The sequence below is a fragment of the Sphingomonas mangrovi genome (assembly GCF_047975845.1).
Lineage (GTDB): Bacteria > Pseudomonadota > Alphaproteobacteria > Sphingomonadales > Sphingomonadaceae > Sphingomonas.
On record NZ_JBIUCZ010000004.1, the window covers coordinates 96,020 to 108,392 of the forward strand.

Below are 12,373 nucleotides of genomic sequence, written 5' to 3' on the forward strand. Positions count from 1 at the left end.
GTTCGCGCGCTATCTATTGCAAGTCAATATCAATAAGGCGCGTCAATCCGGCAGTTCGTCGTTCGCTTCCAGAACCTTGCCGGCGAGGTAGAGCGACCCCAGGATCAGCACCACCGGCGGCTCGGCAGCGGTGGCAGTGCGTGCGGCGAGCAGGCGCAGCGCGGTTGGCACGTCCGGGGCGGTGGCGGTGTCGGCGATTTCCAGCCGATGTGCCGCCTCGACCAGTGCGGCCCGACTGTGGTGGGCATGGCCCGGCACCGGAACGGCGGTGAGGCTGGTCGCCAGCGGCGCGAGCGGCGCCAGAAGCCCGGCGGCATCCTTGTTCTCGAGCATGCCGAGCACGAGATGCACTGGCCGTCCCTGCGCCACGCGCTCGATGGTGTCGGCGACCGCGTCGGCGGCGGCGGGGTTGTGACCGCCGTCGAGCCACAGCTCGGTGCCGGCGGGGAGCGGTGCGTGGAGCGGTCCGACGCGCAGCTGCTGCATGCGCGCCGGCCAGCGGGCGGTGGCTGCTGCGGCGGCGAAGGCGCTGTCCGGGACGGAGACGACGTCTTGGTGGCGGAGCGTTGCGATGGCGAGCGCGAGATTGGCCGGCTGGTGCGGCCCGGCAAGCGCGGGCAGCGGCGTCTCCACCGTCCCGCGCGCGTCGCTGTAGCACAGATGCTCGCCCTCGATGCGGAAGGTCCAGTCGCTGCCGCGCGGGTGGAGCGGCGCGCCCGCCTGGGCGGCGATGCCTGCGACCGCCTCCGCCACTGCCGGCGGATAGGCCATCGTCACCAGCGGCACGCCCGGCTTGGCGATGCCGGCCTTTTCGCGCGCGATCGCCTCGGCGGTGTCGCCCAGGAACGCCTGATGGTCGATGCCGAGCTGCGCTATCGCGGTCGCGGCGGGAGCGGGAAGCACGTTGGTCGCATCCAGCCTGCCGCCGAGCCCGACCTCGACGATGCACGCATCGGCGGGTGTGCGCGCGAAGGCGAGGAAGGCGACGGCGGTCGTCACCTCGAAGAAGCTGGCGCCGACGTCCGCGCCGGCATCGAGCACTTCCTCGAGCAGGGCGGCGAGCAGCGCGTCGTCGATCAGCGTACCGGCCACGCGGATCCGCTCGTTGAAGCGGACGAGGTGCGGGCTGGTGTAGACGTGCGCGCTCCGCCCCGACGCCTCGATCGCGGCGCGCAGGAAGGCGCAGGTCGATCCCTTGCCGTTGGTGCCCGCGACATGGAGTACCGGCGGCAGTCGGCGCTGGGGATCGCCGACCGCGGCGAGCAGCCGCGTGATCCGTTCCAGCCCGAGCACGTCGGCGCCGGGCCCCAGCGCCATCAGGCGGTCGAGCTGGCGTTGCACGGCGGGATCGGCGGATGAGGCGTGGTCGGGCATCAGGCGCCGGTAACCAGATATTGATTGTAGTAATAGACCTCGCGCAGCAGGAAGCCCGAGCGCGCCGTGAGGCCGCGGTAGCGCGTCGTCGGCGTCGGCGCGGGCTGGGCGGCGATGCCCAGATCGGCCGCCATGCGCAGCGATCGCTTGAGGTGGAGCGGGTCGCTGACGATCAGCGCCGACCGCAACCGATGGGCGCGGAGCAGCGCCGCCGCCTCGATCAGATTCTCGCGGGTGGTACGCGACCGCGTCTCGACCAGGATCGCCGAGGCGGGCACGCCGCGCCGCAGCGCATAGGCGCGCGCCACCTCGGACTCCGCACGAGACAGGCCCGTGCCGTAGCCGCCGGTGAAGATCAGCCGGCGCACTCTGCCGTTCCGGTAGAGCGTCAGGCCGTGGTCGATGCGCGCGGCGAACACCGGCGAGGGCTGATCGCCGCGGATGGCGGCACCCAGCACGATCGCCGCATCGGCCGGGCCGGCCGGCGCGCTGTTTCCCACCCGGACGATCTGCACCGCGACCAGCACCAGCCACGCGACCAGCAGCAGGACAATCCCGCCGGCGATCCGCCTCGGCCAACGGCGGCACATCGCGCGCGCGTTACGCCGCCTTCTTCCCTGCGCAGAGGAAGTCGATCAGCTGTGCGAGCGTTGCGCGTAGCTCCTTGCGGTGGGTGACCATGTCGATCAGGCCGTGGTCGCGATAATATTCCGACGTCTGGAAATCGTCGGGCAGCTTCTCGCGGATCGTGCTCTCGATCACGCGGCGGCCGGTGAAGGCCAGCGTCGCCTTGGGCTCGGCGATCTGCACGTCGCCCAGCATCGCGTAGGCCGCCATGACGCCGCCGGAGGTCGGGTCGGTCAGCACGACGATGTAGGGGAGCCCCGCGTCGTGCAGCATCTCGATCGCGACAGTGGTGCGCGGCATCTGCATCAGGCTGAGGATGCCCTCCTGCATGCGCGCGCCGCCCGAGGCGGTGAAGACGATGAACGGGCAGTTGCGCTCGATCGCGTTCTCGACGCCGCGGATGAACGCCTCGCCCACGGCCTGTCCCATCGATCCGCCCATGAAGCCGAAGTTCTGGACGCCGACCACCGCCTGGTGGCCCTCAATCGTGCCGACCGCGTTGATCCAGGCATCGCTGTCGCCGGTGCTGGCGCGTGCCGCCTTCAGCCGGTCGGCATAGCGCTTGGAATCGCGGAACTTGAGCGGATCCTCGGGCACGGTCGGGCTCGGCAGCGTCGTGCAGCTGCCTTCGTCGAAGAGGTATTCGAACCGCTGTTTGGGGCCGATGCGCTCGTGGTGGTCGCACATCGGGCAGACGTACTGGTTCTCCTCCAGCTCCTTGGTGAAGACCATCTGCCCGCAGCCCTTGCACTTGTGCCACAGGTTGTCGGGGGTCTGCCGCGGGGCGACGAAGGGGAGCGCGTTGCGAACGCGGGTGATCCAGCTCATGCGAATTCCTTCCGGGCGCTCGCCACGGCGGCGGCGAGCGACTGAATATAGGTGCGGACGGGGTCCGCGGCGGCGGCGCCGTGGGTGCCGACGATCTCGACGATCGCCGATCCTACCACCACGCCGTCGGCGACCCGGCCGATCGCTGCCGCCTGTTCGGGGGTGCGGACGCCGAAGCCGACCGCGACGGGCAGATCGGTCGACGCCTTGAGCCGCGCGACCGCGTCCTCGATCGAGGCCTGCGCCGCCTGCTGCTTGCCGGTGATGCCGGCGACCGAGACATAGTAGAGGAAGCCCGCGGCGCCATCGAGCACCGCCGGCAGGCGGACGGCGTCGGTGGTCGGGGTAGCGAGCCGGATCGGCGCGATGCCGTGCGCGCGCAGCGCCGGCCCGAGCGCGCCGTCTTCCTCCGGCGGGATGTCGACGCAGATCACGCCGTCCACGCCGGCGTCAGCGGCGGCCTGCGCGAACCAGTCGGCGCCGCGCCGCACCATCGGGTTGGCATAGCCCATCAGCACCAGCGGCACGTGCGGGTGGCGGCTGCGGAAGTCGCGCACGATCGCGAGAATGTCGGCGGTGGTGGTGCCCGCACCCAGGCTGCGGATGTTCGCGAGCTGGATCGCCGGACCGTCCGCCATCGGGTCGGTAAACGGCATGCCCAGTTCGATGACGTCGGCGCCGCCCGCGACCAGTGCGTCGAGGATCTCGCCCGTGGCACCCGGCGTCGGATCGCCTGCGGTGACGAAGGTCACCAGCGCCGCACGGCCGTCACTACGGCAGCGCGCGAACGCCGCGTCGAACCGGCTCATATTGCCACTCCGAGCGCGGAGGCGACGGTAAAGATGTCCTTGTCGCCGCGTCCGCACAGGTTGGCGAGGATGATCTGATCCTCGCGCATTTCCCGTGCCTTGCGCGCCACCGCTGCGATCGCATGCGAAGGCTCGAGCGCGGGGATGATGCCTTCGGTCCGGCACAGCATCTGGAAGGCGTCGAGCGCTTCGACGTCGGTCACCGCTTCGTATTGTACGCGGCCGATCTCGTGCAGCCAGCTGTGCTCGGGGCCGATGCCGGGATAGTCGAGCCCGGCCGAGATCGAATGCGCCTCGGCGATCTGGCCGTCCTCGTCCTGCAGCAGATAGGTCTTGTTGCCGTGGAGGACGCCCGGCGCGCCGCCGGCCAGGCTCGCCGCATGCTGCTTGTCGAGGCCGTGGCCCGCCGCCTCGATGCCCAGCATCGCCACATCGGCATCGTCGAGGAACGGGTGGAACAGCCCGATCGCGTTCGATCCGCCGCCGATGGCCGCGACCAGCAGGTCGGGCAGCCGATCGATCCGCGCCAGCATCTGCGCGCGCGCCTCGCGGCCGATCACCGACTGGAAGTCGCGCACCAGCTCTGGATAGGGGTGCGGGCCGGCGGCGGTGCCGATGATGTAGAAGGTGTCGTGGACGTTCGCGACCCAGTCGCGCAGCGCCTCGTTCATCGCGTCCTTCAGCGTCGCGGCGCCGCTCGCCACCGGGCGGACTTCGGCGCCGAGGAGCTTCATGCGAAAGACGTTGGGTTGCTGCCGCTCGACGTCCTTGGCGCCCATGAAGATGGTGCAGGGCAGGCCGAAGCGTGCGCAGACGGTCGCGGTGGCGACGCCGTGCTGGCCGGCGCCGGTCTCCGCGATGATCCGCGTCTTGCCCATGCGCATCGCCAGCAGGATCTGGCCGATGCAGTTGTTGATCTTGTGCGCGCCCGTGTGGTTGAGCTCGTCGCGCTTGAACCAGACCTGCGCGCCCATGCCCGGCGCGGCGCTTTCGCGCAGCGTCTCGGTCAGCCGCTCGGCATAGTAGAGCGGGCTCGGGCGGCCGACATAATGTTCGAGCAGATCGTCGAACTGCGCCTGGAACGCCGGATCGGCCTTGGCGGCGCGATATTCGCGCTCCAGGTCGAGGATCAGCGGCATCAGCGTCTCGGCGACGTAGCGGCCGCCGAACTGGCCGAAATGGCCGCGCTCGTCGGGCTGGGCGCGGAAGGTGTTGGGCGCGTTCATGGCGCCGGCTTTAGCAGGGGCGGGGGCGCCCTCAACCCCTTTTGCTTGCGGTGCCCGTGACCGCGGCGAGGAAGGCGGCGATGCGATCGGCGTCCTTTATGCCGGGGGATCGCTCCACGCCCGAGGAGACGTCGACCAGCGCGGCGCCGGTCCGCGCGATCGCCTCGGCGACGTTGGCCGGATCGAGCCCGCCCGACAGTGCCCAGGGGAGCGGGTGACGGAATCCGTCGAGCAGCGCCCAGTCGAACCGCAGCCCCATGCCCCCCGGCAGCGCCGCGCCCGGCGGGGTCTTGGCGTCGTAGAGGATGCGGTCGGCGGCCCCGACATAGTCTGCCGTCCTGTCCAGATCGGCACGCGTCTTGATCGCGACCGCCGCCCAGGTCTCGCGGGCATGGCGGCTGCGGATCGCGGCGACGCGCGCCGGCGGCGTCTTGTGCAGCTGGAGCGCGTCGAGCCGGCCGGCCGCGACCGCCGCGTCGAGCAGCGCGTCGTCGGGGTCGACGAACACGCCGACGCGCCGCACCTGCGCCGGCATGCGCGCGGCGAGCCCGGCCGCACGATCGAAATCTACATTGCGGGGCGAGGCGGCGAAGAACACGAAGCCGACATGGCTCGCGCCGCCGGCGATCGCCGCGTCGAGCGTCGCCGCGGTGGAGAGACCACAGATCTTGGCGGAAGCAGGCATGGCCGCGCGATAGAACAGCGCGGGGATGCAGGCGAGCGGAAAGCGGCGGCGCTCAGCGCACGCTGGGGACGATCACGTAATCGGCGTAGTTCGGGTGCGGATCGCGGCAGCTGCGCTTCTTGCGCAGGCAGCGTTCGCGCTTCTTCTCCCACACCGCCACCGCACGTTCGTAGCGCGATGGCTGGCGCTGCGCCTGCGGTCGCTTCGCCACGGGGCCCGGGACGGGACGGTAGCGCGTGGCGGATGCCGGCGCGTCCGGCGCAGGATGGCCGCCGACGAACTGTGCCGATGCCGGCGACGCCACGAACATCAGCATCGAAATGGCTGCCACCAGCATCACGTTCTCCTTCGCGCCGCGCAATGGAGCGAAGGTGCGATGAACCGGTGCTGAAGAACGGTGCTGGACTTCGCGGCTGCGAACGGGTGAAACATCTTCCGTACGACTTGGTGGCGCCTGGTGCCGCCCGGGGGGATCGGGGAACGGCGGGCGCTGCTTTGCGCCATGGCGGGGTGGAGAACCGGGTCGATGACGAGCGGGCGCTGATGTTCGGAACCACGCTCGTCCTCGCGCTGCGGTCGATCCGGCGGCATCTGTTGCGATCGTGCCTGACGACGCTCGGCCTCGTCATCGGCGTGGCCGCGGTGGTGACGATGGTGACGCTCGGCAACGCCACCGCGGCGGCGGTACAGGCGCAGATCGCCAACCTGGGTACCAACGTGCTCCATCTCCACCCGACCGGGGGCTTCGCACGCGGCGGCGGGGGCCCGCCGCCGCCCGCGTTCAAGCCGGCCGACGTGATCGCGATCGAGCGGCAGATCGCCGGTGTGACCGCGGTCGCCCCGCAGGCGCAGGCGAGCGCAGTCGCGGTCAGGGACGGCAACAACTGGTCGACGACGATCTTCGGCATGAGCAACGCCTATTTCACGGTGCAGCCCTGGCCGCTCGCCGACGGGCGTATCTTCACCCGCGACGAGGAGGAGGGCGGCAAGGCGGTGTGCATCGTCGGCAACACCGTCCGCACCAAGCTGTTCGGCGAGGAGAGCCCGATCGGCCGCCGCTTCCGGCTGGGCGGCGTCTCGTGCCAGGTGGTCGGGCTGCTGACGCCCAAGGGGCAGGCGGGGTTCGGCGGCGGCGACCAGGACGATCACGTCATCATGCCGGTCAAGACGGTCGCGCGCCGCTTCGTCGGCACCCCCGACATTCGCGCGATGCTGGTCGGCGTCGACGCGGCCTATGACAGCGATCAGGTCAAGGATTCGCTCTCCGGCCTGTTGCGCGAGCGGCGGCTGGTGCAGCCGGGGCAGGAGGACAATTTCCTCATCGTCGATCCGAAACAGGTGTCGGAGACGCTGGCCGGCGCCACGACGCTGCTGACGGGCGTCGTCACCGCGGTCGCGGCGATCAGCCTGATCGTCGGCGGCATCGGCATCATGAACATCATGCTGGTTTCGGTGACCGAGCGTACCCGCGAGATCGGTATCCGCCTGGCGATCGGTGCGCTCGCGCACGAGGTGCGGATGCAGTTCCTGGTCGAGGCGGTGGTGCTGTCGTGCCTCGGCGGCGTCATTGGGCTGGTGGTGGCGCAGCTCGCGGTGCTGGCGATCGCACCGGTGATGCAGGTTTCGTGGCGGTTCGATCCTGCGATCAACCTCGTCGCCTTTGTGGTGGCGGCGGCGATCGGCGTGATCTTCGGCTTCGTCCCTGCGCGCCGCGCCGCTGCGCTCAACCCGATCGACGCGCTACGCCACGAGTGAGCGTGCGAGGGGCCTCAGGAGCCCTTCGGACGGGGTGCCGGCGCGGACTTCTGCTCCGGCTGGTCGGCGGGGCGGCAGATCCGCTTCGTCGGCTGGCAGGCGATGCCGATGGTGGAGCATTGCTGCCGACCGGCGACGACCGTGCAGGCACGGCATTGTTGCGGCACGTCGGTGCAGTGTTGCGGGTTGGCCGCGAGCGCGAGAAGCAGGGCGAGCATCGTGACAGGCTGGGCCGCGGCCATCGGCGAGTCAATCGCCGGGGGACGGGGTGCGGCCGTCCGCCGGCTCTTACAGCGTCGCGCCGATCGCGCGGGCGGCCTCGTCGGGATCTTCGGCCTGGGTAATCGGGCGGCCGATCACCAGGATCGAGGCGCCGGCATCCATCGCGGCGCGCGGGGTGACGACGCGCTTCTGGTCGCCGGCCTTGCCCTGCGCGGGGCGGACGCCCGGCACCACGAAGAAGCCGTCGCGCCAGGCGGCGTGCGCCGCGCGCACTTCCTCGCCCGAGCAGACGATGCCGTCGACACCCGCCGACTTGGCGAGTTCGGTGAGCCGGACGACCTGCTCGTGCGGGTCGGCCGGCAGCCCGATCGAGCGCAGGTCGTCGCCGTCCAGGCTGGTGAGCATCGTCACCGCGACCACCTTCGTCCCGGTCGGCGCCGCCGCCTTCGCGTCCTCCAGCATCGCGCGGCCGCCGGCGGCGTGCACGGTCAGGATCGCCGGGTTGAGCGGACGCACCGCCTGGATCGCCTTCGCCACGGTGTTGGGGATGTCGTGGAACTTGAGGTCGAGGAAGATCGGCAGGCCGATCTCCGCCATCTCGCGCACGCCGTGGCGGCCGTTGGCCATGAAGAACTCGAGGCCCAGCTTGATCCCGCCGGCATGGCGGCGGACGCGGGTGGCGATCGCCTTGGTGCGTTCGAGGTCGGGGGTGTCGAGGGCGACGTAGATCGGAGAGGTCATGGATTTCCCTGGGCAGGCGCGGCCGGCACGACGGGGTGCTCGCCCAGCGCATTGTCGGTGACGGGCGTCTCGGCCGCGGGCGTTGCCGGCGCGACCCGCGCGGGCGGGAGGTCGCCGGGCGCGAGCGCGACGGGCGCGGCGGCCTGAGCGGCGCGCAGGTCAGCGAGCGCGCGATCGGTCGCCGCGAGCCGCTGACGCATCCGCCAGCGCGTGGTGACGAGCGCGAGATAGGCCGGCAGGAAGCCGAGCAGGAAGGTGACGATCAGGAGCAGCGGCAGGTTCACGTCCGCCACCACGCTGCCCCACAGCCGCACCGGCACCATCGTCATGTTGTTGAGGCTGAACGCCACCACCACCCCGACGAGCAGCGCCCAGAACAGGGTCTTGAGGAATTGCATGGCCGTGGCCCCCTGGTTGCGGTCGCCGTCTGCTTAAGCGGCGCGCGCGACGCGGGCAAGGGTGGCGCGGCCGGTCGCCCCGGCGGCGACCGGCACCCGGATCAGGCGCGCTCGACCGTCGCCCAGATCGGCAGATGGTCGGACGCGGTCCGCGCCGCGGCGGTGTCGTGGACGCCGGCATCGACGATCTTGAGCTCGGGCGAGGCCATGATCCGGTCGAGCCGACCCACCGGGCGCCGCGCATGGAAGCTGGGGCCCGTCGTGGCGAAGTGGTGATGCCGCGCGAAATCGCGCAGGCAGCCCGACGCCGCGCTCCATTCGTTGAGGTCGCCCATCAGCACCGTCGGCATCTTCTGCGCGGCATTGTCGCAGTGGCTGAGGATCGCCGCCGCCTGCTTGCGCCGCCACAGCCCCGACAGGTCTAGGTGCATTCCCACGACGCGCAGCAGCATGCCGTCGATGCGGATGTCGGCCGACACCGCGCCGCGCGGCTCCAGCGCCGGCAGCTCGATGCGCTCGCAGTCGAGCAGCTGTGCCGACTTGCGGATCAGCAGCCCGTTGCCGTGCCAGCCCATGCTCTGCGCCCGTGCCGCGACCGGCACCGAGCACCAGTCGGTATGCTCCTCCAGCATGTGCGCGGGGATCACCCCCATCCGCTGGCCGAAGCGCCGGTCGCATTCCTGCAGGGCGATCACGTCCGCGTCGATCTCGCGCAGCACCTCCAGCGTGCGCTCGGGGCGGCGGCGCCGGTCGGTGCCGATCGCCTTGCGCATGTTGTAGCTCGCGATCTTGATCATGCAGGGCGCCTGTGAGGAACGGATGTCGGAAAGAAGTCCGGGGGCGCCGAACTGGTTCCGCGTGCGAACCGGATGCGCCTCAGCCGCGCGGCAGGGTGATGGTGGCGAGCAGGCCCCCGCCTTCGCGGTTGGCGAGCGTGATTTCGCCGCCAGCCTCGCGCACGATCGCCTGCGCGAGCGCGAGCCCCAGGCCGATTCCGCCGGTCTCCCGGTTGCGCGAGCTTTCCACCCGCGTGAACGGCTGGAACACCGCCGCCAGCTGCTCTGGCGGGATGCCGGGGCCGCGGTCCGCCACCTCGATGCGGACGCGTGCGGGATCGGCGACCAGCCGGACCTCGGTGGCGCCGGCGTATTTGACGGCGTTCTCGATCAGATTGCGGACGGCGCGGCGCATCAGCGTCGGGCGGATGCGCAGGCGCTGGCGCTCGGCCTCTTCGAACGCCACGTCGGCGCCAAGATCGCGGAAGTCCTCGACCACCGCGTCGACCAGCGCCGCCAGGTCGACGTCGGTCGGCGGCTCGCTCGGCCGCCCGAGCCGCGCGAGCGAGAGGATGTCTTCCAGCGTACGGCTCATCTCGTCGATCGTCTCGGCCATGCGGGTGCGGTCCGCCTCGTCCTCGACCGATTCGATCCGCACCCGCAGTGCGGCGAGCGGCGTGCGCAGGTCATGGCCGATCGCGCCGAGCATCCGGTCCTTTTCCTCCAGCATCGCGCCGACCCGGATGCTCATGCCGTTGAAGGCGCCGATCACCGCGCGCACGTCGCCGGGGCCGGACTCCTCGACCGTGTTGGCGGCCGATCCGGGGCGATAGTCGTGCGCGGCGCGGGTCAGCGCGCGCAGCGGCTTGGAAATGCGGCGGGCAACCCACAGCACCGGCAGCAGCACGAAGCCGTAGAGGATCAGCGTCTGCGCGATCAGCTGCCACACCAGCCCCTGTTGGGTGTTGGGCCAGGGGGTCTCGAGCACCAGCCAGCCGCGCCCCGGAATCTCGGCAGCGACCTGCAGCACCGCGCCGAAGCGACGCAGCCGCTCGGCATAGCCGCGGTCCATCTTCGCCCGCATCCGGGTGCCCGGGACGATGCGGTGGATCGAGGTTTCGATCCGGCCGACGCGAAGCCCGGCATCGGCGAAGGCGCCGCGCACCGCCGCTTCGAACTCGGCATCGCTGGGTGCGGCGTGATCGAGCGGGTTGGCGGAGACGAGGCGTACGCCACGCGGCCGCTCGCCGCGTTGCGCCCGCGGGTCCGGCGTCCGCCCGTCCCGCAGCCGCTCGGCGCCGTCGACCAGCCGGGTCACCGCCGGCACCGTCACCTGTGCGAAGCGCACCGCGTGCCGCTCACGCAGCAGCAGTGCGAAGTTGATCGCCTGCGCCACGAACAGCGCGATCGCGACCAGCAGCGCGATCTGCCCCGAAAGGCTGCGCGGCCACAGCCGGTTCAAAGCCGCGTCACCTCGGTCGCGAGCGTGTAGCCGCCGCCCCACACCGTCTTGATGATCTCCGGGTTCTTGGGGTCGGTCTCGATCTTCTTGCGCAAGCGGCTGATCTGGTTGTCGATCGCGCGGTCGAACGCCGCCGCCTCGCGGCCCTGCGTCAGATCGAGCAGCTGGTCGCGGGTCAGCACCTGGCGCGGGCGGGTGACCAGCGCGTGGAGCAGGTTGTACTCGCCGGTCGATAGCGGCACCGACACGCCTTCACGGTCGACCAGGCTGCGCTCGCCGCTCTTGAGCACCCAGCCGGAGAAGGCGAAGGAGCCGCTCTCGGGTGCATGCTGGCGCACGCCGCCCGATGCCATCCGCCGCAGCACCACCTTGATCCGCGCGGCGAGCTCGCGCGGGGAAAAGGGTTTCACGACATAGTCGTCGGCGCCCATCTCCAGCCCGACGATGCGGTCGGTCTCTTCGGCGCGGGCGGTCAGCAGGATCACCGGCGTGTCGCTGGTCTCGCGCACGTGCCGGCACAGCGACAACCCGTCCTCGCCCGGCATCATGATGTCGAGCACGATGAGGTCGATCGCATAGGCGGCGAGGCGCGCGCGGGCACCCTCGGCATCGCCGGCCTGGGTGACGCGGAAGCCCTGCTTGGTGAGATACTGGGCGAGCGGCTCGCGGATCGAGCGTTCGTCGTCGACGAGCAGCAGATGGGGGATGTCGGCCATGACTGCGGACCTATCACGCTCGGGCACCGGGGCGACAGTGCAGGAGAAGACCGGGCAGGCGCCCCCCCGCCCGGCCGGTGGTTCAAGCGATCACTTACGCGCGCCGTCCGTCGGGGCCGGCGGAGCGCCCTTGTGCCCGGCCCGCGCGCCCATTCGCGCCTTCATCGCCTCGCGCTCGGCGGCATCGATGCGGCCGTCGCGATTGGCGTCGACCCGATCGAAGTGCGCGAGCGCCGCGGCCCGGAACTCGGCGCGATCGACGGCGCCGTCCCGGTTGGCGTCGGCCCGTGCCAGCATGCGCGCGCCCATGCCCATCCGCATGCCGCCGGCGCGCTTGCCGCGTGCGGGCTTGTCGATGCGGCCGTCGCGGTCGGTCTGGAGCGGCTGGACGGCGCCGGGAGGGGGCGGCGGCGGTGTCTCGCCGGACGCGGCGCCCGGGCCGCGGCGGTGCCGCGGGCGCACCTCGTCCTTGTCGATGCGGCCGTTCCGGTTGCGGTCGATACGGTCGAAATGTCGATCGGCGGCGGCGGTCGCTTCCTCGCGGGTGACGACGCCGTCGTTGTTCGCATCCAGCATCGCCATCGGACCGGGGCGACGCTGGGGCTGGTTGTCCTGCGCACCGGCGTGCGCGACGCCGGTCAGCATGGTGGCACCGAGCGCGGCGGCAACTACGAACTTCTTCATCTGAGAGCCTTTTGCGTTCCTGGCCGCGGCGCGATGCCGCGGCGATGCTGTGCTTTTGCGCGCCGGCTGT

At 71.2% G+C, this 12,373-nt stretch carries 15 protein-coding genes; 1 reads left to right on the forward strand and 14 read right to left on the reverse strand.

Annotated features, from left to right (window positions below; genetic code table 11):
• Nucleotides 1-42: 42 nt before the first annotated feature.
• Genes ACBY01_RS03790 through ACBY01_RS03820 form a run of 7 tightly spaced genes read right to left on the reverse strand, consistent with a single transcriptional unit; the run spans nt 43 to nt 5,886 of the window.
• Nucleotides 43-1,374 (reverse strand): bifunctional folylpolyglutamate synthase/dihydrofolate synthase, encoded by a 1,332-nt coding sequence (locus tag ACBY01_RS03790; RefSeq protein WP_416459437.1) that lies wholly within the window; start codon nt 1,372-1,374, stop codon nt 43-45.
• On the reverse strand, nt 1,374-1,964 hold the full coding sequence (locus ACBY01_RS03795; protein WP_416459438.1) for a YdcF family protein: 591 nt from the start codon (nt 1,962-1,964) through the stop codon (nt 1,374-1,376). Before ACBY01_RS03795 ends, ACBY01_RS03790 begins: the two co-directional genes overlap by 1 nt.
• A 10-nt stretch (nt 1,965-1,974) precedes the next feature.
• Entirely contained in the window at nt 1,975-2,829 is an 855-nt protein-coding gene (gene accD, locus ACBY01_RS03800) for an acetyl-CoA carboxylase, carboxyltransferase subunit beta (RefSeq protein ID WP_416459439.1), read from the reverse strand.
• On the reverse strand, nt 2,826-3,638 hold the full coding sequence (gene trpA / locus ACBY01_RS03805; RefSeq protein WP_416459440.1) for a tryptophan synthase subunit alpha: 813 nt from the start codon (nt 3,636-3,638) through the stop codon (nt 2,826-2,828). Before trpA ends, accD begins: the two co-directional genes overlap by 4 nt.
• The gene (gene trpB / locus ACBY01_RS03810) at nt 3,635-4,864 is read right to left on the reverse strand and encodes a tryptophan synthase subunit beta (RefSeq protein WP_416459441.1); all 1,230 of its coding nucleotides are present in this window, start codon (nt 4,862-4,864) and stop codon (nt 3,635-3,637) included. The genes trpA and trpB overlap by 4 nt, the downstream gene beginning before the upstream one ends.
• 31 nt (nt 4,865-4,895) lie before the next feature.
• Nucleotides 4,896-5,549 carry a phosphoribosylanthranilate isomerase gene (locus tag ACBY01_RS03815; RefSeq protein WP_416459442.1) on the reverse strand — a complete coding sequence of 218 codons (654 nt, stop codon included), beginning with the start codon at nt 5,547-5,549 and terminating at the stop codon, nt 4,896-4,898.
• 52 nt (nt 5,550-5,601) lie between these two features.
• Nucleotides 5,602-5,886, reverse strand: a complete 285-nt coding sequence (locus ACBY01_RS03820) for a hypothetical protein (RefSeq protein WP_416459443.1) — start codon at nt 5,884-5,886, stop codon at nt 5,602-5,604.
• A gap of 206 nt (nt 5,887-6,092) precedes the next feature.
• Here ACBY01_RS03820 and ACBY01_RS03825 point away from each other — a divergent pair, with 206 nt between their 5' ends.
• On the forward strand, nt 6,093-7,304 hold the full coding sequence (locus tag ACBY01_RS03825; RefSeq protein ID WP_416459444.1) for an ABC transporter permease: 1,212 nt from the start codon (nt 6,093-6,095) through the stop codon (nt 7,302-7,304).
• Between the two features lie 14 nt (nt 7,305-7,318).
• On the opposite strand, the gene ACBY01_RS03830 is transcribed toward ACBY01_RS03825, so the two are convergent.
• The 7 genes from ACBY01_RS03830 to ACBY01_RS03860 form a co-directional block, all read right to left on the reverse strand.
• Entirely contained in the window at nt 7,319-7,546 is a 228-nt protein-coding gene (locus ACBY01_RS03830) for a hypothetical protein (RefSeq protein WP_416459445.1), read from the reverse strand.
• Nucleotides 7,547-7,592: 46 nt separating this feature from the next.
• Nucleotides 7,593-8,267 carry an orotidine-5'-phosphate decarboxylase gene (gene pyrF / locus ACBY01_RS03835; RefSeq protein WP_416459446.1) on the reverse strand — a complete coding sequence of 225 codons (675 nt, stop codon included), beginning with the start codon at nt 8,265-8,267 and terminating at the stop codon, nt 7,593-7,595.
• Complete coding sequence (locus tag ACBY01_RS03840; RefSeq protein WP_416459447.1) at nt 8,264-8,665, reverse strand: LapA family protein; 402 nt, start codon at nt 8,663-8,665, stop codon at nt 8,264-8,266. Before ACBY01_RS03840 ends, pyrF begins: the two co-directional genes overlap by 4 nt.
• A gap of 101 nt (nt 8,666-8,766) precedes the next feature.
• Complete coding sequence (locus ACBY01_RS03845; protein ID WP_416459448.1) at nt 8,767-9,462, reverse strand: endonuclease/exonuclease/phosphatase family protein; 696 nt, start codon at nt 9,460-9,462, stop codon at nt 8,767-8,769.
• A gap of 79 nt (nt 9,463-9,541) precedes the next feature.
• A complete protein-coding gene (locus ACBY01_RS03850) occupies nt 9,542-10,903 on the reverse strand; it encodes a sensor histidine kinase (RefSeq protein WP_416459449.1) in 1,362 nt (453 codons plus the stop codon).
• A complete protein-coding gene (locus tag ACBY01_RS03855) occupies nt 10,900-11,619 on the reverse strand; it encodes a response regulator (protein ID WP_416459450.1) in 720 nt (239 codons plus the stop codon). The genes ACBY01_RS03850 and ACBY01_RS03855 overlap by 4 nt, the downstream gene beginning before the upstream one ends.
• Before the next feature lie 90 nt (nt 11,620-11,709).
• Entirely contained in the window at nt 11,710-12,303 is a 594-nt protein-coding gene (locus ACBY01_RS03860; protein ID WP_416459451.1) for an EF-hand domain-containing protein, read from the reverse strand.
• Nucleotides 12,304-12,373: the final 70 nt, after the last annotated feature.